The sequence below is a fragment of the Paenibacillus cineris genome (genome assembly GCF_018333335.1).
In the GTDB taxonomy this organism is placed as follows: domain Bacteria; phylum Bacillota; class Bacilli; order Paenibacillales; family Paenibacillaceae; genus Paenibacillus_AQ; species Paenibacillus_AQ favisporus.
In genome coordinates this window covers 3,932,896-3,953,470 of sequence record NZ_BORU01000001.1, presented here as the reverse complement: position 1 = coordinate 3,953,470, position 20,575 = coordinate 3,932,896, and the positions used below count along the sequence as shown (strand labels likewise).

At 54.8% G+C, this 20,575-nt stretch carries 24 protein-coding genes; all 24 read left to right on the top strand.

The window, feature by feature from the left end; genetic code table 11:
- Positions 1 to 4: 4 nt before the first annotated feature.
- The 24 genes from spoIIIAA (at position 5) to spoIVB (ending at position 20,524) form a co-directional block, all read left to right on the top strand.
- A complete protein-coding gene (spoIIIAA, locus tag KI379_RS18430; RefSeq protein ID WP_244879329.1) occupies positions 5 to 1,048 on the top strand; it encodes a stage III sporulation protein AA in 1,044 nt (347 codons plus the stop codon).
- On the top strand, positions 1,041 to 1,559 hold the full coding sequence (gene spoIIIAB, locus KI379_RS18425; RefSeq protein ID WP_076170007.1) for a stage III sporulation protein SpoIIIAB: 519 nt from the start codon (positions 1,041 to 1,043) through the stop codon (positions 1,557 to 1,559). The genes spoIIIAA and spoIIIAB overlap by 8 nt, the downstream gene beginning before the upstream one ends.
- 14 nt (positions 1,560 to 1,573) lie before the next feature.
- Positions 1,574 to 1,777, top strand: coding sequence for a stage III sporulation protein AC (gene spoIIIAC, locus KI379_RS18420; protein WP_076170008.1), 204 nt, complete (start codon positions 1,574 to 1,576; stop codon positions 1,775 to 1,777).
- Between the two features lie 12 nt (positions 1,778 to 1,789).
- Positions 1,790 to 2,179 carry a stage III sporulation protein AD gene (gene spoIIIAD / locus KI379_RS18415; protein ID WP_076170009.1) on the top strand — a complete coding sequence of 130 codons (390 nt, stop codon included), beginning with the start codon at positions 1,790 to 1,792 and terminating at the stop codon, positions 2,177 to 2,179.
- Between the two features lie 17 nt (positions 2,180 to 2,196).
- The gene (spoIIIAE, locus tag KI379_RS18410; RefSeq protein ID WP_076170010.1) at positions 2,197 to 3,387 is read left to right on the top strand and encodes a stage III sporulation protein AE; all 1,191 of its coding nucleotides are present in this window, start codon (positions 2,197 to 2,199) and stop codon (positions 3,385 to 3,387) included.
- Positions 3,388 to 3,402: 15 nt separating this feature from the next.
- Positions 3,403 to 4,167 carry a stage III sporulation protein AF gene (gene spoIIIAF, locus KI379_RS18405; RefSeq protein WP_076170011.1) on the top strand — a complete coding sequence of 255 codons (765 nt, stop codon included), beginning with the start codon at positions 3,403 to 3,405 and terminating at the stop codon, positions 4,165 to 4,167.
- A gap of 16 nt (positions 4,168 to 4,183) precedes the next feature.
- The gene (gene spoIIIAG, locus KI379_RS18400; RefSeq protein WP_076170012.1) at positions 4,184 to 4,822 is read left to right on the top strand and encodes a stage III sporulation protein AG; all 639 of its coding nucleotides are present in this window, start codon (positions 4,184 to 4,186) and stop codon (positions 4,820 to 4,822) included.
- A 49-nt stretch (positions 4,823 to 4,871) separates the two neighbouring features.
- The gene (locus KI379_RS18395) at positions 4,872 to 5,771 is read left to right on the top strand and encodes a SpoIIIAH-like family protein (protein WP_212984382.1); all 900 of its coding nucleotides are present in this window, start codon (positions 4,872 to 4,874) and stop codon (positions 5,769 to 5,771) included.
- Between the two features lie 148 nt (positions 5,772 to 5,919).
- On the top strand, positions 5,920 to 6,420 hold the full coding sequence (gene accB, locus KI379_RS18390) for an acetyl-CoA carboxylase biotin carboxyl carrier protein (RefSeq protein ID WP_089548096.1): 501 nt from the start codon (positions 5,920 to 5,922) through the stop codon (positions 6,418 to 6,420).
- A 28-nt stretch (positions 6,421 to 6,448) separates the two neighbouring features.
- Complete coding sequence (gene accC / locus KI379_RS18385) at positions 6,449 to 7,792, top strand: acetyl-CoA carboxylase biotin carboxylase subunit (protein ID WP_076170015.1); 1,344 nt, start codon at positions 6,449 to 6,451, stop codon at positions 7,790 to 7,792.
- 121 nt (positions 7,793 to 7,913) lie between these two features.
- On the top strand, positions 7,914 to 8,321 hold the full coding sequence (locus KI379_RS18380; protein WP_076170016.1) for an Asp23/Gls24 family envelope stress response protein: 408 nt from the start codon (positions 7,914 to 7,916) through the stop codon (positions 8,319 to 8,321).
- Positions 8,322 to 8,399: 78 nt separating this feature from the next.
- The gene (gene amaP, locus KI379_RS18375; protein ID WP_076170174.1) at positions 8,400 to 8,939 is read left to right on the top strand and encodes an alkaline shock response membrane anchor protein AmaP; all 540 of its coding nucleotides are present in this window, start codon (positions 8,400 to 8,402) and stop codon (positions 8,937 to 8,939) included.
- A gap of 15 nt (positions 8,940 to 8,954) precedes the next feature.
- Positions 8,955 to 9,188 carry a DUF2273 domain-containing protein gene (locus tag KI379_RS18370; protein ID WP_076170017.1) on the top strand — a complete coding sequence of 78 codons (234 nt, stop codon included), beginning with the start codon at positions 8,955 to 8,957 and terminating at the stop codon, positions 9,186 to 9,188.
- A 167-nt stretch (positions 9,189 to 9,355) separates the two neighbouring features.
- Complete coding sequence (gene nusB, locus KI379_RS18365) at positions 9,356 to 9,799, top strand: transcription antitermination factor NusB (RefSeq protein ID WP_076170018.1); 444 nt, start codon at positions 9,356 to 9,358, stop codon at positions 9,797 to 9,799.
- 61 nt (positions 9,800 to 9,860) lie between these two features.
- Positions 9,861 to 10,718, top strand: a complete 858-nt coding sequence (folD, locus tag KI379_RS18360; protein ID WP_076170019.1) for a bifunctional methylenetetrahydrofolate dehydrogenase/methenyltetrahydrofolate cyclohydrolase FolD — start codon at positions 9,861 to 9,863, stop codon at positions 10,716 to 10,718.
- 13 nt (positions 10,719 to 10,731) lie between these two features.
- Complete coding sequence (xseA, locus tag KI379_RS18355) at positions 10,732 to 12,096, top strand: exodeoxyribonuclease VII large subunit (RefSeq protein ID WP_212984381.1); 1,365 nt, start codon at positions 10,732 to 10,734, stop codon at positions 12,094 to 12,096.
- Positions 12,086 to 12,349, top strand: coding sequence for an exodeoxyribonuclease VII small subunit (xseB, locus tag KI379_RS18350; RefSeq protein ID WP_076170021.1), 264 nt, complete (start codon positions 12,086 to 12,088; stop codon positions 12,347 to 12,349). Before xseA ends, xseB begins: the two co-directional genes overlap by 11 nt.
- Entirely contained in the window at positions 12,321 to 13,247 is a 927-nt protein-coding gene (locus KI379_RS18345) for a polyprenyl synthetase family protein (protein ID WP_181153020.1), read from the top strand. Before xseB ends, KI379_RS18345 begins: the two co-directional genes overlap by 29 nt.
- 117 nt (positions 13,248 to 13,364) lie before the next feature.
- Positions 13,365 to 15,272, top strand: a complete 1,908-nt coding sequence (gene dxs / locus KI379_RS18340) for a 1-deoxy-D-xylulose-5-phosphate synthase (protein ID WP_105444637.1) — start codon at positions 13,365 to 13,367, stop codon at positions 15,270 to 15,272.
- Between the two features lie 36 nt (positions 15,273 to 15,308).
- A complete protein-coding gene (locus tag KI379_RS18335) occupies positions 15,309 to 16,166 on the top strand; it encodes a TlyA family RNA methyltransferase (RefSeq protein ID WP_212984380.1) in 858 nt (285 codons plus the stop codon).
- A gap of 187 nt (positions 16,167 to 16,353) precedes the next feature.
- Entirely contained in the window at positions 16,354 to 16,836 is a 483-nt protein-coding gene (locus tag KI379_RS18330; RefSeq protein ID WP_212984379.1) for a hypothetical protein, read from the top strand.
- A gap of 30 nt (positions 16,837 to 16,866) precedes the next feature.
- Entirely contained in the window at positions 16,867 to 17,316 is a 450-nt protein-coding gene (ahrC, locus tag KI379_RS18325) for a transcriptional regulator AhrC/ArgR (RefSeq protein WP_076170024.1), read from the top strand.
- Positions 17,317 to 17,358: 42 nt separating this feature from the next.
- Positions 17,359 to 19,095, top strand: coding sequence for a DNA repair protein RecN (gene recN, locus KI379_RS18320; protein ID WP_212984378.1), 1,737 nt, complete (start codon positions 17,359 to 17,361; stop codon positions 19,093 to 19,095).
- Positions 19,096 to 19,198: 103 nt separating this feature from the next.
- Positions 19,199 to 20,524: a SpoIVB peptidase gene (spoIVB, locus tag KI379_RS18315; protein ID WP_212984377.1), complete on the top strand. Its 1,326-nt coding sequence runs from the start codon at positions 19,199 to 19,201 to the stop codon at positions 20,522 to 20,524.
- The last annotated feature ends 51 nt before the right edge of the window (positions 20,525 to 20,575 follow it).

Sequence of the window (20,575 nt, the reverse complement as noted above, 5' to 3'; positions counted from 1 at the left end):
GAAGTTGAACAAGCTTGCAGGAGAAAGGCAGCACGGGGGTGGTCCTATTACAAATCCAAACTGGCTGGAATTATTTCCGGAGCCGGTCAAATCGATCCTTCACCAGCTCCCTCACCATATTCTGAGCGTTGTGGAGGAGGTACGCATCCGTGAAGGCAGGCCGCTGGAGATCAACGGCGCAGGCTCACACCACTATGTTACGGGACAAAGCACGCTGACGCTGGAAGCGGACAAGGCGTACAAGCCGCAGCGGGAGGTCAGCCGAAGGCTGCTCGATCTGATCAGCAACCATTCGCTGTACACGATGGAGGAAGAGCTTCGCAAAGGCTTTATCACCATTCCCGGCGGACACCGCATCGGCTTGGCAGGTAGAACGGTGCTTCACGCCGGACATGTCGAGCATATCCGCGATATCAGCGGATTCAATGTGCGGATTGCCCGGGAAGTGAAGGGTGCCGCTGACGGCATCCTCCCCTTTCTGATCGATAGGGAAGGAAACAGGATTCGGCATACGCTTCTGCTCTCGGCACCGCAGCAGGGCAAGACGACCCTCCTGCGGGATTTGGCGAGACAGATCAGCAGCGGGCTTCCCGGGCTGGGCAAATCCAGCCTGCCGGGGATGAAGGTGGGCATCGTCGACGAGCGTTCCGAAATCGCCGGCTGCCTCAAAGGCGTGCCGAGCTTTGACGTCGGACCCCGCACCGACGTGATGGATGCCTGTCCGAAGGCGGAAGGCATGATGATGATGATCCGGTCCATGTCGCCGGATGTTCTCATGGTGGATGAGATCGGCCGGGGAGAGGATGCCGAATCGGTGACGGAGGCGCTGCATGCGGGCATTACGGTCGTCGCCACGGCGCATGCCGGCGGCATCGAAGAGCTGAAGCACCGGCCCGCCCTGGCCGGACTCATAGAAACCGGAATGTTTGAGAGGTACGTTCTTTTAAAAAGGAAGGCACAAGGGTTAAGCTGCCGGATACTCGACCAGCAGCACCGGCCGCTGCAGCTTCAGACGGGCAGCCAGAGAGGGGTGAACTTCCTTGCTTAAGCTTTTTGGCGCCGTGCTGATTCTGCTGTCCGGCACACTGGCCGGATTCCATCAGGCCAGGCAGTTTGCCAGCCGGCCGAAGCAGATCCGGGAGCTGATCCTGGCCCTGCAGCGGCTGTCGACCGAAATCACCTATGGATTTACCCCACTTCCGGAAGCACTTCGCAAAATAGCGGATCAAATGCGGGAGCCTCTCCATACCTTTTTTCTGAATGCAGCACGTGAGATGGGGCCGGCCACAGGACTGACCGCCCAGGAGAGCCTCCAGCGTTCTCTCCATGAGAACTGGAAGCGGACCTCCATGAAGGCACCTGAACGCGAGGTGCTGCATCAGCTCAGCTTCACGCTCGGGACAAGCGACCGGCAGGACCAAATCAAGCACATCCAGCTGGCCGTCGAGCAGTTGAAGCATGAAGAAGCAACAGCCAGGGACGACCAGGCCAAATACGAGAAGATCAGTAAAAGTCTCGGGCTGCTCATCGGAGCATTGATCGTTATTTTGATCTTTTAGCGAGGTGCCTAGGAATGAACTTTGAAGTGAACGCAATTTTCCAGATTGCGGGAATCGGCATCATCATTGCCATGATTCACACAGTGCTGAAGCAAATGGGAAAAGAGGATATGGCTCATTGGGTGACGGTCATTGGTTTTGTCGTGGTGCTATTCATGGTCGTCCGGCTGCTCGATAACCTGCTGCAGGAGATCAAAACCATCTTTTTGTTCCAGTAGGGGTTGCTAACCATGGAAATTATTCAAGTGGTAGGCCTTGGGCTTCTGTCCACGATTCTGATCCTCGTCATCAAGGAGCACAAGCCGATGTTCGCTTTCGTCCTGGCCGCCGCGACCGGCGTGCTGATCTTCATGTTCCTGATCGGCAAAATCGGTATGGTGATCCAGGAGCTCCAGCGGCTTGCCGAGGCGTCGGGAGTCCAGATGATCTACCTGAAAACGATACTGAAAATTATAGGGATCGCTTATATCGCCGAGTTTGGGGCGCAGCTCGTCAGAGACGCCGGGCAGGAAAGCATCGCTTCCAAAATCGAACTCGCGGGCAAGGTGCTGATCATGGTGCTAGCCATCCCCATTATCGGCATTATCATCGAAACGGTGCTTAAGCTGCTGCCAGCCTGAAGGAGAGGGGTGAAGACATGCCGGGACTGCGGAGGCTGCCGGACAAGATGCACATCGTTATTTTGTTTATCGTGTTCATGGTGGCAGGGATCACCCGGGTCTTCGCGGCTTCACCCACGGATCAGCTGATCCAGAGCCAGGCGGAGAATTTGCCGAAGGATCAGGTGGAGAAGTACTGGGACACCTTGATGAAGGAATACGGGGGATTTTTTCCGGACCAGAAAACACCATCCTTCATGGATATGCTCCTTCCCGGCGGCAGCGGCTTCAGCCTCAAATCGGTGCTGACCGCGGCAGGGACCTTTATGTGGCATGAGGTGCTGTACAATGGCAAGCTGCTCGTCACGATCGTCATCCTGAGCATCATGAGCATGATTCTGGAGACGCTTCAGGCGGCTTTTGAGAGGAAAACGGTCAGCAAAGTCGCATACGCCCTATGCTATATGGTTATCATCGTGCTGGCCATCAACAGCTTCAACGTCGCGATCGGATATGCCAAAGAGGCGATCGACCGGATGATCGATTTCATGATGGCGATGGTACCGCTGCTGTTCGCACTGCTGGCTTCAATGGGCAACATCGTCACCGTGTCCGTTACGCATCCGCTGATCATCTTCATGATCAATACGATCGGAACGCTGATCCACGTCATGGTGTTTCCGCTGCTCTTCTTCTCAGCCGTGCTTCATCTGGTCAGTTCGCTGTCGGATAAGTACAAGCTGACGCAGATGGCGAACTTGCTGCGCAACATCAGCGTGGGGCTGCTCGGGGTGCTGCTGACGATCTTTCTCGGCGTTATCTCCGTGCAGGGCATCACGGGATCCATCACCGACGGGGTGACGATCCGGGCGGCCAAATACGTCTCCGGAAGCTTCATTCCGGTCGTCGGCAAAATGTTTGCGGATGCGACGGACACGGTGATCTCGGCATCGCTGCTGGTGAAAAACTCCATCGGTCTGGCAGGCGTCATCATCATCCTGTTCCTTTGCGCCTTCCCGGCCATCAAAATCCTGACGCTCGCGCTGATCTATAAAGTATCGGCAGCCATCATGCAGCCGCTCGGCGATTCCCCGATCACCGCCTGCCTGGACACGATCGGCAAAAGCATGATTTACGTCTTTGCCGCCCTGGCGGCGGTCGGACTGATGTTTTTCCTGGCGATCACCATCATGCTGACGGCTGGCAACGTGACCGTCATGATGCGGTGAAGGGAGGGGAAGCCCGTGGAATGGCTTGGAAACTGGCTGAAAGAGGTCGTCATGGTTGTGCTGCTTGCCACTTTCGTCGACATGCTGCTGCCGAGCAGATCCATGGAGCGATACGTCAAGCTGGTCCTGAGCCTGCTCGTGCTGGTCACCCTGCTCAATCCGCTGATCCGGATCGTGACTGACGCGCCGCTCGACAAGCTGAGCGCAGCGATCGGCCGGATGGACCGGCAGCCGGGCGGCAGCGGCTCCAAAACCAGCCTCGAGCAGATTATGGACGAGGCCGAACAGATCAAGCATCGGCAGCAGAAACAAACGCTCCAGTGGGCGGGAGAGCAGGTGGCTTCCACCATGAAGGAACAGATCAAGCAGCAAACCGGCGAGGAACCTGCGAACGTGCAGGTTGTTCTCGGACTGCCGAAGTCTAATGACGATCCGAATGCCGGAGCCGGCCAGTCACAGCCATACATTAGCGCAGTCACCGTTACAATGAGGGATTCGCAAGGCGATTCGGGCAGTTCGGACGGCACCCGGGGGGAGAGCGGCATCCAGATCGAGCCGGTGAAGCCGGTTCACGTGCAGGTCACGATCGAGCCGGATGAGAAGCAGGCTGGAACAGATCAAATGAATTCTGATCCGGGTGAGGATCAAGCGCAGGAGGCCGCAGGCGCTGTGGATGACAAGAGCGCCGGCGAAGTCCGCAAGCTGCTGGCAAGCGAATGGAATATCGATCCGGAAGTAATCACGGTACGAAGCGGATCCGGGCAGGAGTCCCGGTTATAAAGGCGGAGGTGAAACGATGGGGAAGTGGCTGAAGAAGCTTGAGCAGTGGCTGGGGGGCGGACAGGGAGGGACGAAGCGAGTACATACGTTCAGGTGGCTGATTATCGTCGGCTTGATCGGGGTGGCAATCGTGCTGTTCAACTCCTTTGTCAATGTGAAGAAACTCGATAACGAAAACATAGGGAGGGAGCCTCCGGCTGGGGCTGAGTCCCAGGAAACGTTCCAGAGCTCGGCAGGTCAGACTTCGGACTTTGCAGCGATTGAGGAAACGGCCGAAGGCAGGATGAAGGACATTTTGGAGAAAATCGTTGGCGTAGGCACGGTGGACGTCATGGTCACGGTGGATTCCACGGAGGAAATCGTCTATCAACGGAATGTGAAAGACTCCCAGCAGCAGTCGGAAGAAAACGACGCGAACGGCGGTCAGCGCCATACGACCCAGTATACCCGGGATGGCGAGATCGTCACCTACGAGCAGTCGGGAACGCAGACGCCGATCATTACGAAAAAGGTAAAGCCGCAAATTCGCGGGGTGCTGATCGTAGCCAAAGGTGCAGAGAATGAAGTGGTTCGCAACTTGATTGTGGACGCGGTGGAAAAAGGCCTGAACGTACCGGATTACCGGATCTCCGTCGTTCCGCGCAAGCAGGGGTAAGCCGATTTCCCCGATATAATCCAGTTGACTTATGAGGAGGATTTAACGAATGAACAGTAAAAGACAAACGATTTGGTTGGTGTCGATGCTCAGTTTGATGGTAGTCCTGTCCGCTTATTATCTGTTTACCGAGGACTCCGGGACGTCGAAGACGCCGGTCGCCGACAGCCAGCAGGTGGACAGCAAGACAGACAAAGACGCCAAGACGACGGCCTCGGCCGGCAGCAAAGACAACGGGGTTGTCGTAGACGAAGTCGTGACATCGGGCCAATCGGGTGACAAGACTGCGGATGCGGGCAAGGCCGACGGTTCCGCCGCGAAGGATACAGCCCAGGATACGTCGAAGGAAGACGCGGCTAAGGACGCGACAAAGGATACAGCAGCTGCTGGGAGCACGGCCGATAAGGACGCTGCAGCCAAAGACACAGCCAAGGATACGGCTGACGCCGGACAAAAGAGCGCAGCGACAACCGACAAAGCTGCGGACGATAAAACGGCATCCACAAGTAAAACAGACGCCGGCAAGACAACCGCAAGCACGGAAAAAACGGACGATGAGATCCTGAAGGAAGTGGCTTCCCAGGCTTCGACAGGCAGCAGCATGCTCGAATCTCTTCAATGGCAGCGGTCGCAGACGAATGCTCAAAAAACAAATGACCTGATGGCGGCGATCAATGACATGAGCAAGGACAGCGAAGCTTCGGCCAAGGCGAGCCAGGAACTGCAGGCGCTCGAAAACAAAGAGACGATCATCGAAAGCATCGAGGAAGAGCTGGAGCAAAAATTCTCCTTTGCGAACGCATTCGTGAAGGAAAATGGCGACAAGTACCAGGTGCTCGTCCTGAGCGACAAAATGGATGCCAAGCAGGCAGCGGGCATCGTTCAGCTGGTGATGAAAGAGCTGAAAGTGACCCAGGACAAAGTCAGCGTGAAAGTCGTCTCCGAGTAAAATGGCGGAAAAACAGAAATATCGTCGAAAGAGTCCGGGACAGCCCAGGACTCTTTCCATTTCTTCCGATTATGTTATAATACTTATCGTTATGTGTATGAATTGTCCGAAGCCACGGCTTCCACGCAGCTGAAGGAGTGAATTGCGAATGTTTAAATTGAACGAGATAAAAGAATTGATCAAGCTGGTCGATGAGACCTCCGTACATGAACTTGAACTTGAATCAGAAGGAGCACGCCTTTCCATCCGCAAGCCGGGCAAAACCGAAGTGGTTAGCGTTCAGGCTGCGCCTCAATTTGTACAGGCCCCTGCCGCACAGCAGGCTCCGCAATACGTACAGGCACCCGCCGACAATGCGCAGGCCCCTGCAGCAGGACAGGCAGCAGCACCGGATGCGGCTTCTTCCTCACTACATAAAATCGTCTCCCCGATGGTAGGAACGTTCTACAAAGCCTCTTCTCCGGACGCCGCGCCGTTTGTCAGCGTCGGTGACCGCGTTGACGAGAAAACGACGGTTTGCATTATTGAAGCGATGAAGCTGATGAATGAGCTCGAAGCAGAAGTAAAAGGCACCATCGTTGAGATTCTTGCGGAGAACGGACAACTGGTGGAATACGGGCAGCCTCTGTTTCTGGTGAAGTCGGAATAGGCACCGCACAATGGAGGAGGTTACTTGCATGAAATTTCAAAAAATTCTGATTGCCAACCGCGGTGAAATCGCAGTCCGGATTATCCGGGCCTGCCGCGAGCTCGGCATTTCCACCGTTGCGGTTTATTCGGAGGCCGACAAGGAAGCGCTGCACGTCCGTTTGGCGGACGAGGCATACTGTATCGGCCCTACGCTTTCGAAAGACAGTTACCTGAATTTCACCAACATTATGAGCGTCGCCACGTTGACGGAGTGCGACGCCGTTCATCCGGGATACGGATTTCTCGCCGAGAATGCCGATTTCGCGGAAATTTGCGAGTCCTGCAACATTACCTTTATCGGACCTTCGGCCGACGCCATCAACAAGATGGGCGATAAAGCGGTTGCGAAGCAGACGATGAAGAGCGCCGGCGTACCGGTCATTCCGGGTTCCGACGGCCTGGTTGAAGATTTGGATGAGGCGGTAATGATCGGCCGGGACATCGGCTACCCATTGATCATCAAAGCGACAGCCGGCGGCGGCGGAAAAGGAATCCGCATCGCTGAGGACGAGCAGGCGCTGATTAAGCAAATCACGGCGGCACAGCAGGAAGCCCAAAAGGCGTTCGGCAATGCCGGCGTTTATCTGGAGAAATATTTGACCGGCATGAAGCACGTTGAGATTCAAGTGATTGCCGACAACCACGGCAACGTCGTTCACCTGGGCGAACGCGACTGCTCCGTACAGCGCCGCCGCCAGAAACTGATCGAGGAAGCGCCTTGTCCGGTGTTGTCCCCCGAGATTCGTCAGCGGATGGGTGAAGCCGCAGTCCGCGCAGCCCTTGCCGTTAACTATTCGGGTGCGGGTACGCTCGAGTTTCTGCTCGGCAACGACGGCCAGTTCTACTTCATGGAAATGAACACCCGCATTCAGGTGGAGCATCCGGTTACGGAAATGGTCACCAATGTGGATTTGATCAAAGAGATGATTTCGGTCGCGGAAGGTCACCCGTTGTCGTTTACGCAGGAAGATGTTCAAATTAACGGCTGGTCGATCGAATGCCGCGTCAACGCGGAAGATCCGGACCGCAACTTTATGCCGGCTCCGGGCAAAATCCAATTTTACCTGCCTCCGGGCGGTCCTGGTGTACGGGTGGACAGCGCAGCCTATCCGGGCTACAGCATTCCTCCGTTCTACGATTCCATGATCGCGAAGCTGATCGTATGGGCGCCGACGCGTCAGGAGGCGATTGCCAAGATGAAGCGGGCGCTGTCCGAATTCGTCATCGAGGGCGTGCACACCACCATTCCGTTCCATCAGAAGCTGATGGAGCATCCGGTGTTCAACCGCGGCGATTTTGACATCAAGTTTTTGGAGGAAAACGAAATCTGACGCCTGCTTCGGATTGTTTGTCATAAAGTTCCCCAAATGGTATAGTATGAATGATTAGGGGCAATCCTGCTTTCGTCTGAAGCGGTTTTATATATTATCTGAAAGGTGTGTTGATTCAGGGATGAGCACATTACCGAGTGAATTTGAACGTACGGACATCGGTGAAATTCAAATAGCACCTGAAGTGATTGAAGTGATCGCGGGTCTGGCTACGGTGGAAGTGAAAGGCGTCGCCGGCATGAGCGGCGGTTTTGCCGGAGGCATCGCCGAGCTGCTTGGCCGCAAAAATTTGTCCAAAGGCGTGAAGGTGGAAGTCGGCCAGCGCGAAGCGGCTGTGGACGTCTCGGTGATTATCGAGTACGGAAACCGCCTGCCGGAAGTGGCGACGGAAATCCAGCGCAATGTCAAACGCTCCATCGAAATGATGACAGGCCTTACGGTCATTGAAGTCAATGTGCATATCCATGATGTTTACTTCAAAAACGCGGAGAGAGCCGAAGACGTTGATTACAGTCAGCGCGTAAAATAAAGGATTCAATTGGTCACCATAACCCCCGACACCCGAAATGTCGAGGGTTTACTCTAATTTAAGGAGGCTGTGCTGTTCGTGGCTAAGATACTGGACAGACTTCTGCTGTTTATTTACAGCTTGAGTATCGGAGTAATATGTGTATTTGCCATCCTCCTCATGAGTGATTTGGTTCCGTCTCCGGATGAACTGCTGAATACAGCCGAGCTTCAGCTGACGGTCATCGTGGCGGCGGTGATCCTCTTTTTACTCAGTATCCGCTTCTTCTATATCTCGATTCGCCCGGACAGAACGCATGTCCACTCGATTGACCAGAGGACCGAATTCGGCGACATTCAGATCTCGGTCGAGACGATCGAGAACCTGTGTCTCAAGGCGGCTTCGCGGGTGAGGGGCGTCAAGGACCTGAAGGCCAGAATCCATGTGACGGAAGCGGGCCTTGAAATCATGATTCGTGCCGTCGTTGACGGCGATGTGTCTATCCCGGCCATGACCACCGACGTACAGAAGCAGGTTCATGATCACCTTCAGGAAACGACAGGCATTCCGGTCTCTAACGTGGCGGTATATATAGCGAATGTGGCCCACGCACCAGTGATCAAGAGTAGAGTGGAATAGAGGTGAATTCTCCGAGTGATCTGGAAAGAAATTTGGGAGAGTCACAAAGGACGGATTACCGGTATTGCCGGCGGTATTTTTTTCGGTTTTATTTATTTGTTTGCGGGTTTTTGGGATATGTTGTTCTTTGCATTGGTAGTGTTCATAGGATATTCTGCCGGCAAAAGGAAGGATCTTCGGATGGATTCCTTTTTCCGCTGGCGGGAAATGGGTCAGTGGCTCTCCGAGCGCTGGCGCCCCTTTAAATGAACCCGTGATATGCCTTTCTCCGGAAAAAGAGCTGCAGCTTCTTGAAGCCCATATTCTGCGAGATTGACATGCTCACGGTTTTTTTTTGTGCAAATCACGATGTTTTTATTCCCGCGGTGACCCATAATAAGGACAAGAGGAAATTTCAAGGTTCTAGGAGGAACATAATGAAAAGACGTGTAGCCAGGGAACTGGTCGTTCAGTGCCTGTATCAGATGGAAATGAACGAAGCAACAAGCGAAGAAGCGCTGGAAATGCTGCTGGAGGATGCCGCCGAGGAAAATGATACCGAGCGGACCATCACCGATGAAGCGGAACTGAAGGAATTTGTGCTGGGGCTCGTAAACGGCATTTGGGGCAGCAAAAAAGCGGTGGACGACCTGCTGGAAAATTATTTGAAGGGCTGGCAAATGAGCCGCCTCTCGAAGGTGGACCGCCAAATCCTCCGCCTCGCCGCCTATGAAATGCTGTATCGCGACGACGTGCCGGCCAAGGTTGCCGTCAATGAGGCGATCGAGCTGGCCAAGCATTTCGGAACCGAGGATTCGGGCAAGTTTGTCAATGGAGTTCTGGGGAACATGATCCGCGAGCTGGATCAATTGAAGTCATAGTCTTGCATAAGGACGCTTAGCCGTCCGCTTTGCCAATCTAAAACATAGGGGAGAGAGCGACATGACAGCATCTATTATCAATGGAAAACAGGTTTCTGAGGATATCCGGACCGGAATTGCCGCCGAAGTCAAGGAGCTGGCCGCCAAAGGCGTCACTCCGGGGCTTGCCGTCGTGCTGGTAGGAGAGGACCCGGCTTCCCAGGTTTATGTGCGAAACAAGGAAAAAGCGTGCCACGACCTCGGATACTATTCGGAGGTTCACCGGCTTCCGGCTTCGACAACTCAGGAGGATTTGCTTGCATTGGTGGACAAGCTGAACAAGCAGGACACCATTGACGGCATCCTCGTCCAGCTGCCGCTTCCTGGACATATTGACGAGAAGGCAGTCATTAACGCGATCGCGGTAGACAAGGACGTTGACGGATTCCATCCGGTAAACGTCGGCAACCTGGTCATCGGAGATGACAGCCTACTTCCATGCACGCCGGCAGGCGTCATCGAGCTGATCAAGCGTGCGGGTGTAGAGCTGGCCGGTAAGCATGCCGTCGTCATCGGCCGCAGCAATATCGTCGGCAAACCGGTTTCGCTGCTGCTTCAGCGCGAAAACGCGACCGTGACGATGTGCCACTCCCGGACGATCGGTATGGCGGACATTGCGCGTCAGGCCGACATTCTGGTCGTTGCGATCGGCCGGGCCAATTTCATCGATGCAAGCTTTGTGAAACCGGGTGCCGTCGTCATCGACGTGGGCATGAACCGGCTGGAGAACGGCAAGCTGGCCGGAGACGTGGATTTCGAAAGCGTTAAGGAAGTATCGGGCCCGATCACGCCGGTGCCTGGCGGTGTAGGACCGATGACGATTACGATGCTGATGCAGAACACCTTGATCGCGGCCAAACGCCACCACGGATTGGCATAACGGAGCGGATGCCATGGAACCGCAGCGTATTTTTTCAATCAAGGACTTGAACCGTTATATCCGGATGAAGATGGACTCGGACAGTCTGCTGTCCGACGTCTGGATCCGGGGTGAAATATCGAATTTTACCCACCATTCCAGCGGGCATATGTATTTCACGCTCAAGGATGAAGGGAGCCGCATCAAAGCGATCATGTTTGCCTCCCACAACCAGCGGCTGCCGTTTCGACCCAAAGAGGGCTCAAGGGTCATCGCTAGAGGGAATGTTACGGTATACGAGCGGGATGGGCAGTACCAATTTTATGCCACCCAAATGCAGCCCGATGGGATCGGCAGTCTGTATTTGGCTTATGAGCAGCTTAAGGAGAAGCTGGAGAAAGAAGGGTTGTTTGCTGCAGACCGCAAGCGGCCGATTCCGGAGTTTCCGGAGACGATCGGCGTCATCACGTCACCGACAGGTGCGGCCGTACGCGATATTATGACGACGCTTGAGCGGCGTTACCCGCGGGCGCGGATCGTTCTCGCCCCTGTCCTGGTCCAGGGAAAAGGGGCCGCTCCTTCAATCGTGAAGGCCATTCGCTCGATGAACGAGCTGGATGAAGCGGACGTGCTGATCATCGGCCGCGGCGGCGGCTCACTGGAGGAGCTGTGGGCCTTTAACGAAGAAATGGTCGCGCGGGCGATCCGTGCCTCGCATATTCCGGTCATTTCGGCCGTTGGGCACGAAACCGACTTCACGATCGCGGACTTCGCCGCAGACCTGAGAGCGGCGACTCCGACCGCGGCCGCGGAGCTGGCCGTGCCGCATGAAGGCGAGCTGAAGGCGCGGCTGCAGCAGCGGGAACGGCTGCTGCTCCAGCTGCTTCAGCAGCGGGTGAAGCGCAGCCGCCAGCAGCTGGCGTCACTGCAGCGCTCGCCCGTGCTGCTGCATCCGCGGCGCTACATGCTGCAGCATGCGGAGCGCCTGGACATGCTGCGCCAGCGGCTGAGCGGCAACCTGCGTTCCCGGGTTCAGCTGAACCGGGAAAAGAGAAGCCGCATGTACCATGCGCTGATGCGGTACAATCCGCAGGAGCAGCTGACAGGGGCCCGGAGCCGCAACGATGCGGCGCGCCGGCAGCTGCTTCAGTCGATGCAGAACATACTGAAAGACAGGAAATCCCAGCTTACTTCCAGCGTGCGCCATCTGGATGCCCTCAGTCCGCTGAAGGTGATGGCCCGCGGCTACAGCCTCGTTTATGACGAGCAGGAGAAGCGTTTAATTAAATCGATTCATGAGGTACAGCCTGGCGACGTGGTCCAGATCAAAGTGAACGACGGCCAGTTATCCTGCCAGGTATGGGAACTGAAGGAGGATGCACAGGAACATGGGGAATGAAAAAGAGCTCAGCTTTGAGGACGCAATGATTCAGCTCGAGGATATCGTCGGAGAACTGGAGCACGGCGACGTTCCGCTCGAAAAGGCGATCGAGCTGTTCCAGCAGGGAATGAAGCTGTCCCAGCTGTGCGGGCAGAAGCTCGAACAGGTGGAACGGAAAATCGAGATGATCGTTGAAGAGGATGGAGAGCTTCGCAAGAAGCCGTTCGGCGGCGGACAGCTCGATCAGAGCGGCGGTGAAGTTTTTGAGTGACCGGGTTTCGTTCCAGGAATACATGCAGCAGATTTCCGAGAAAGTAACCGCCTCGTTGGAGGACAGCCTGCCGCATCATTGGCAGGTTCCTTCTTCTTTAAAGGAATCCATGACGTATTCCTTGATGGCCGGAGGAAAGCGGCTCCGTCCGCTGCTGGTGATTGCAGCCTGCGAAGCGCTCGGAGGCAATGGGGAGGCGGCCCTTGATGCGGCATGCGCCGTTGAAATGGTGCATACCTACTCGCTCATTCATGATGATTTGCCAGCTATGGATAATGATGACTACCGCCGGGGCAAACTGACCAATCATAAAGTATATGGCGAAGCTACCGCCATTCTGGCCGGAGACGCCCTGCTGACGCATGCCTTTTATACGATCGCCCGAATCTCGGCGAAGCATGGCATTGATGCGGCCCCGATTTTGGCCATTGTGCAGGACCTCGCTGAAATGGCCGGTCCAAGAGGCATGGTTGGCGGACAGGCGGCCGATATGGAAGGGGAGCAGGGAGTCACGGATCTGGAGCATCTTCAGTATATCCACCAGCATAAGACGGGCGATCTGATTATTTTCTCCCTCCTTGCCGGCGGACGGATTGCCGGAGGCTCGGAGCGCGAGTTGGAAGCGCTGCGTACGTTTGGCAGCCGCCTTGGGCTCGCCTTTCAAATTCAGGACGATATCCTGGACCTGGTTGGAGACGAGGCAAAACTGGGTAAGAAGACACAGAGCGACATCAAGCAGGAGAAGGTGACATATCCTTATTTTATCGGCCTGGAAGCTTCGCAGCAGCAGGTCGAATCACTGACTCGAGAAGCCAAAGCGGCTGTCTTGAACGCCGGTTTTCAGGATCCGGAGCGCCTGCTGGAGATCGCCGATTATTTAATGCACAGGGACCATTAGAGCATGATGCTTTATGTATGATGGGCATTTTATGATATAATGGCGAAAAGAATCTAATCATGGAAGAATGTCATGGATAACCATACACTAATTACGAAGGAAAGCGGGGAGATTGCCGTGCTGCTTCCACAAATTAACGAGCCAGGACAATTGAAATCACTATCGGTTGACGAGCTCACTTCTCTGGCGGCCGAAATCCGTCAATTTCTGATTGAGAAGCTGTCGGTCACCGGGGGGCATCTCGCATCAAATCTGGGAGTGGTGGAACTCACGCTGGCCCTGCACTATTGCTACAACAGCCCGCGCGATAAATTTATTTTTGATGTAGGACATCAGGCGTACGTACACAAGATGCTGACGGGCCGGATGGATCAGTTCGACACGCTGCGGAAATACAAGGGGATGTGCGGCTTTGTCAAACGCAGTGAAAGCGAGCATGACGTCTGGGAAGCCGGGCACAGCAGCACCTCTTTGTCCGCGGCTATCGGTATGGCCGTTGCCCGGGACTTAAAAGGGGAAAACAACAAAGTGATCGCCATGATCGGGGACGGTGCGCTCACCGGCGGCATGGCATTCGAAGCTTTGAACCATATCGGACATGAACAGAAGGACCTGATGGTCATTCTGAACGACAACGAGATGTCGATTGCGCCGAACGTCGGCGCCATGCATAACTATTTGAGCAAAATCCGCTCGGACCGCCATTATTTGCGTGCAAAAGACGAGCTTGAGATGATGCTGAAGAAGATCCCGGCGATCGGCGGCATGCTGGCCAAGACCGGATCCAGGCTGAAGGAAAGCCTCAAATACATGATGGTTCCCGGCGTGCTGTTCGAAGAGCTGGGCTTAACTTATCTCGGACCGGTGGACGGCCATGATATCCACAAGCTGATCGAAACGTTCAAGCAGGCCGACAACGTGCGCGGACCGGTATTCGTGCATGTGCTTACCACCAAAGGCAAAGGATATAAACCCGCAGAAGCGGATTCATATAAATGGCACGGGATTACGCCGTACAAAATCGAATCTGGCCAAGTGCTTAAATCGGTAGGAAATCCAATGTACACCGACGTGTTCGGCAAGACGCTGATCGAGTTAGGTGAACAGGATTCCCGCATCATCGCTGTCACGCCAGCAATGCCCAAAGGCTCCGGTCTCATTCCGTTCAGTGAACGGTTTCCGGACCGCATGATCGACGTCGGCATTGCGGAGCAGCACGCGGCAACGATGTGCGCCGCGTTGGCGATGGAGGGCATGAAGCCGGTGTTCGCCGTCTATTCCACGTTCATGCAGCGTGCGTATGACCAGATCGTTCACGATATTTGCCGCCACAACGCCAATGTCATGTTCGCCATCGACCGGGCCGGCTACGTAGGGGATGACGGCGAGACGCATCAGGGAGTGTTTGACATCGCGTTTATGCGCCACATTCCGAACATGGTCATGATGATGCCGAAGGATGAAAACGAGCTGAGACATATGATGAAAACCGCCCTGGAGTATAACGACGGACCGATTGCTTACCGCTACCCGCGGATCAACGGCCTGGGGGTTCATCTGGACGAGGAGCTTGTGCCGATTCCGATTGGCAAATGGGAAACCGTCCGTGAAGGCGAAGGGTACGCCGTCTTGGCCTGCGGCCCGATGGTTCAGGTTGCGCTCGAGGCAGCAGACCAGCTGAAACGGGAAGGTATTCACCTTCAGGTGGTCAACGCCCGGTTCATGAAGCCGCTGGATGAAGAAATGCTGCTGGAGCTAGCCGAGAACGGCACGAATATGGTGGTGCTTGAGGAAGCCAGCGAAGCGGGCAGCTTGGGCAGCGCCGTACTGGAGTTTTATGCTTCGAAGCATATATTTGACACGAAAGTGTCCTTAATGGGTGTGCCCGACCGCTTTATCGAGCATGGCAGCGTGAAGGAGCAGCGGGAGGAGACCGGTCTTACGGCAGCAGGAGTCGTCGGCGAAATCAAGAAGCTGATGTCCCTGCATCCTTACGAGATCGGCAAAACCCAGTTTCCTTCCTAATGGACGCCGAAATCGCCGTGCAGTCAGGAGATAACGATGAATTTGCCTAAAGAACGAATCGATGTCCTGCTCGTTGAGCAGGGCTTTTACGAGAGCCGGGAAAAAGCCAAGGCGGCGATTATGGCCGGGCTGGTCTTAGCCGCAGAAGAACCGGTCGAAAAGGCGGGAACGAAAATTCCGCGCGATACGCCGCTTAGGGTCAAGGGAGCGGTGCATCCGTATGTCAGCCGCGGCGGTTTGAAGCTGGAGAAGGCGCTCCGAACCTTCGGGATCGATCTGACCGGCAGAACGATGCTGGATATCGGGTCTTCCACAGGCGGCTTTACCGATTGCGCGCTTCAGAACGGAGCCAGCTATGTGTACGCCATTGATGTCGGGTACAATCAACTGGATTGGTCGCTGCGAAATGACGAGCGGGTATGCGTGATGGAACGGACCAACTTCCGCTACATGACGCCCGAGGATCTGAAAGGCCCGGACCCGGATTTTGCCAGCATCGATGTATCCTTCATTTCGCTGCGCATCATCCTGCCCCCGCTGATGGCGCTCCTGAACAAACCGGCCGACGTAGCTGCGCTGATTAAGCCGCAGTTTGAAGCCGGCAGGGAGAAGGTCGGAAAGTCCGGCGTCGTCCGGGAACCTGAAGTTCACCGCGAGGTGCTGATGAACGTGCTGTCTTTTGCCGCGGAGTTAGGCTTTATTCTAAAAGGACTAACGTTTTCGCCGATTACCGGCGGTGAAGGAAATATCGAATTTCTCGCTCATTGGCATGTGCCCGCGAGCCCATCGGATACAGCAGGACAACCTGTCGCTGAAGAAGAACTGCAGGCTTTGGTTTCTGATGTAGTTGCTCAGGCACGCCATACGTTTACAGGGAACTCATCCAAGGGATGAGTTCTTTTTGTAGGGACGGTCATCATTCTGCTGAAACAAAAACTTTGGAATAACGATTGATGAGAACGTTTGTTTGGGTTATAATGAGCTTGTTTATATGCGTTTATACATTCGAAAAACGGATTTTTATACATTTAAAAAAGGGATTCTTCCGCATTTCCGCGAATACCAAGGCGAGGTGATGAGGATGGAGGGACGTGCAGACTTGCTGGTCATGGTGCTGATCGGCGTGCTCTTGATCATTTGGATCGCGTACGGTCTGAGATCATGGCTGTTTAACCCTCTGCCTGCCCGCGTACCGGAAATGCCGATTAACGAACAGATACATGACCATCCCGCGGTAGATCTGCTGGAGGAGGCAGGCTATGAAGTGATCGGCGGCAAAATCAAGATTCCGCTGCTGTTTGAGGCGGACGGGGAGGAATATCACAGCCGCCTGTTTATCGATTATGTCGTGAAGGACGATGACGAGGTATTGTACCTTGTGAAAGTCGCCAGAAGGCGTCTGCCCCTGGAATGGACCGGATCCGGTCTGCGCGACCGTCTGCTGCCCTATTTTCTGCTGTATCCGGGCTCAGGCGGCGTGCTCTTCGTCGATGCCGACGAAGGGGAAATCCGGCGTATTCATTTTGATTGGGATGAAGAGGACTGGAATGGTTATGATGATTAAATATGAGCAACTAACATTTGGGAGGCCACTATGAAAGGACAACGCCATATCAAAATACGCGAGATTATCACCCAGCAGGAGATCGAGACCCAGGACGAGCTGGTGGAGGCTCTGCGTGAAGCGGGTTTTCAGGTGACCCAGGCAACCGTGTCCAGGGACATCAAAGAACTGCTGCTGATCAAGGTGCCGATGGATGACGGCAGGTATAAATATTCACTGCCGACGGATCAGCGCTACAATCCGGTTCAGAAGCTTAAGCGCGCGCTGGTGGACAACTTCGTGCACATCGATTACACGAACAACCTGGTCGTCATGAAGTGCCTGCCGGGAACGGCCAATGCCGTTGCCGTTCTGCTGGATAACATGGAATGGAACGAAATCATGGGAACGATCTGCGGCGATGACACGGCGCTGATCATTTGCCGGACGAATGAGGACAGCGAGCGGCTGGTCCAGATGATCAACAGCTTTATTTCATAGTACAAATTATAGATTTGCCTTAGCGGAGGTGCGCTTTTTATCATGCTTTTAACATTGAGTATCCGAAACTTGGCGGTCGTCGAATCCGTCGACGTCCATTTCCATCCCGGCTTTCACGTGCTGACTGGGGAGACCGGTGCCGGGAAATCCATCATTATCGATGCTTTGGGGCTGATTGCCGGAGGAAGAGGCTCGGCGGACTTGATCCGCTATGGCTGCGACAAGGCGGAGATTGAAGCGATGTTCGAGCTGCAGGAAGGCCATCCCGTGTGGGAAGCCTTGGCCAAGATCGGTGTCGGAGGAAGTCATGAAGAGCATTTAATCATCCGCAGGGAGCTGACGTCCCAGGGCAAGAGCACGTCAAGAATCAACGGGCAGCTCGTTAACTTGACGATGCTGCGGGAAGTCGGAGAGCAGCTGGTCAACATTCATGGCCAGCATGAGCATCAGAACCTGCTGCGCGCAGACAGGCATCTCAGCCTGCTGGATACTTACGGTGATACGCTGATTGGACCCATCAAACGGGAATATCAGGAACGGTATGCGGCGTTCTCCAAAGTGGAGAAGGAGCTGCGGGAGCTGATGGAATCCAGCCAGAAAGCGTATCAGATGCTCGATCTCTATCGTTTCCAGCTGGAAGAAATCTCAGCCGCTTCATTAAAATCCGGAGAAGATGAATGGCTGGGCGAAGAAAGGGTCAAGCTATCCCATAGCGAGAAAATGATGGATGCAGTATCGGGATCCTATGAGCTGCTGAACGGGCATCAGGGAATCAGCGTGATCAGCACGGCCATTTCCCGTCTGGAAGACGTTATGAAGTATGATGAGAAGGGTCTGAAGCCGGTACTTGAGCAGCTGCAGTCCGCTTTTTACCAGCTGGAGGACGCTGCCTTTCAGCTCCGGGATTACAGGGATCAGGTCGAGTTTAACCCCGAACGGCTGGAAGAGGTGGAGCAGCGTTTGGATCTCATCTCCACACTCCGACGTAAATACGGGGACAGCGTGGAGCAGATTCTGGCCTATTACGAGTCGATCCTGCAGGAAACGAGCCTGCTGGAGAACAAGGATGAGCGTCTGGAGCAGCTGAAATCCCAAAGGGAAGGACTGCTGAACGGACTGGTTGAATCCGCCCTGGAGCTAAGCGAAGCAAGACAGCAGTGCGCTGCGGATCTCGCCCGACAGGTCGAGGCCGAGCTGAAGGACCTGCACATGGAGCGAACGTCACTGGAAGTCCGTCTGGAGCAGCTTGATGATCCGCGGGGGATCGAGGTCGACGGCCGGAAGATCCGGCTCACCAGACAGGGACTTGATACCGCTGAGTTTATGATATCCCCGAACCCGGGCGAGCCGCTGCGGCCGCTCAGCAAGATCGCGTCAGGCGGTGAGTTATCCCGGATGATGCTGGCGATGAAGAGCATCTTTGCCCGCCATGACCGCATTCCGGTCCTGATCTTTGACGAAGTGGACACGGGGGTCAGCGGAAGAGCGGCACAATCCATCGCCGAGAAGCTGAACAAGCTGGCTGAGACCTGCCAGGTGTTTTCGATTACCCATCTTCCGCAAGTGGCCTGCATGGCGGATCATCAGTATTTAATCGAAAAGAATGTGGATGAAGGACGTACAATGACGCACGTGGAAGAGCTCTCGACGAAGGGCCGGGTTGAAGAATTGGCCCGCATGCTCGGCGGGGTGGAAATCACGAAGAAAACGCTCCATCATGCCCAAGAAATGCTGAAGCTGGCGGACGAGCGGAAAGCCGTCAAATCCGCACCAGAGTAATGATTGACAGTAATAAAAGCCTAGAGGCGGGGTAATCTTAAAGGTACGCAATTGGCGACCACCTTTCGTCAAGCGAAAGAAGCAAAAGGGAGCGTGACAGCCATTGAACTCCAGCCTCAGGAATAAAATGCTCGGTCTTTTCATTGTCTTCTTTCTTTGTTTTTTAGGAACAACAGAGCCGGTACAAAGCCTGGCCGCCATCCCGAATGAAATCAGGATGTTTGCGGGAACGGCACAAGCGCTCTCCATGCCGGTGACGGCCCAAGCTACCGTCGACCGTCCGGGCGTTCTGCATCTCAACGGTTCCGCCGTTACCGCCAAGGTGACTCCAGGACGTCCATTGCAGCTGACGCCGCAGCACAGCGGAATGGCGAAAGTAACCTTGAAATTATTCGGAACCATCCCTTTTAAAACCGTTCAGATCCACGTCGTTCCCGGACTCAAGGTTATACCGGGAGGACAAACCATTGGAGTGAAGGTGAAATCGGCAGGCATTTTGGTCGTTGGGCATCACCTGGTCAGCGTGGATGCCGATACAAAGGTGTCCCCTGGCGAGAACGCCGGAATCCAGCTGGGTGATTTAATGACCCACATGAACGGGGTTCCGATGGACGATGTCGCAAAAGTTGCCAAAGTAGTCGAAGAGGCGGGCAAAAGCAAGCGACCGGTCGAAATCAAATTCAAACGCGGAAACAAAGAGATGAGCACGAAGCTGTCCCCCGCCTATGACCAGGAAGACAGGGTGTGGCGATTAGGACTGTATATTCGCGACTCAGCCGCAGGTGTCGGAACGTTAACCTTCTATGCTCCCGATCAAGGCGTTTATGGGGCACTGGGCCATGTCATTACGGATATGAACACGCAAACGCCGATTTCCGTCGGCAGCGGTGAAATTTTGCAGTCCAGCGTAACCTCGATATCGAAGAGCCAAGATGGCGAACCTGGCGAGAAGAGAGCGCATTTTCTCAAGGAAAGTAAAATCCTCGGTAATATTGAGCGCAACACGCATTTCGGAATCTTCGGCAAGATGAATCAGAATCCGGATCACAGCTTGTATAAAGAAGGCATCCCGGTAGCATTCGCCCAGGAGGTTAAAGAAGGCCCGGCCGAAATTTTGACTGTGGTGGATGGGCAGCAGGTCGAACGGTTCAAGGTCAATATTGTCCATGTGGCGAAGCAGGAATCGCCGGCCACCAAAGGACTGGTCATCCGAATTACCGATCCGCGCCTGCTGGAGAAGACCGGGGGCATCGTCCAAGGGATGAGCGGAAGCCCAATCGTGCAGGACGGCAAATTGGTCGGAGCAGTGACCCACGTGTTCGTTAACGATCCGCGGTCCGGTTACGGATGCTTCATCGAGTGGATGCTTCAGGATTCCGGAGTTCTCCCTCAATCGAAAAGTACTCAAAAAAGTCTTAAGGCCGTGTAGCCTTAAGACTTTTTGTCGTTTCATCGCGAAATAGTTAGAATAATGGATGAA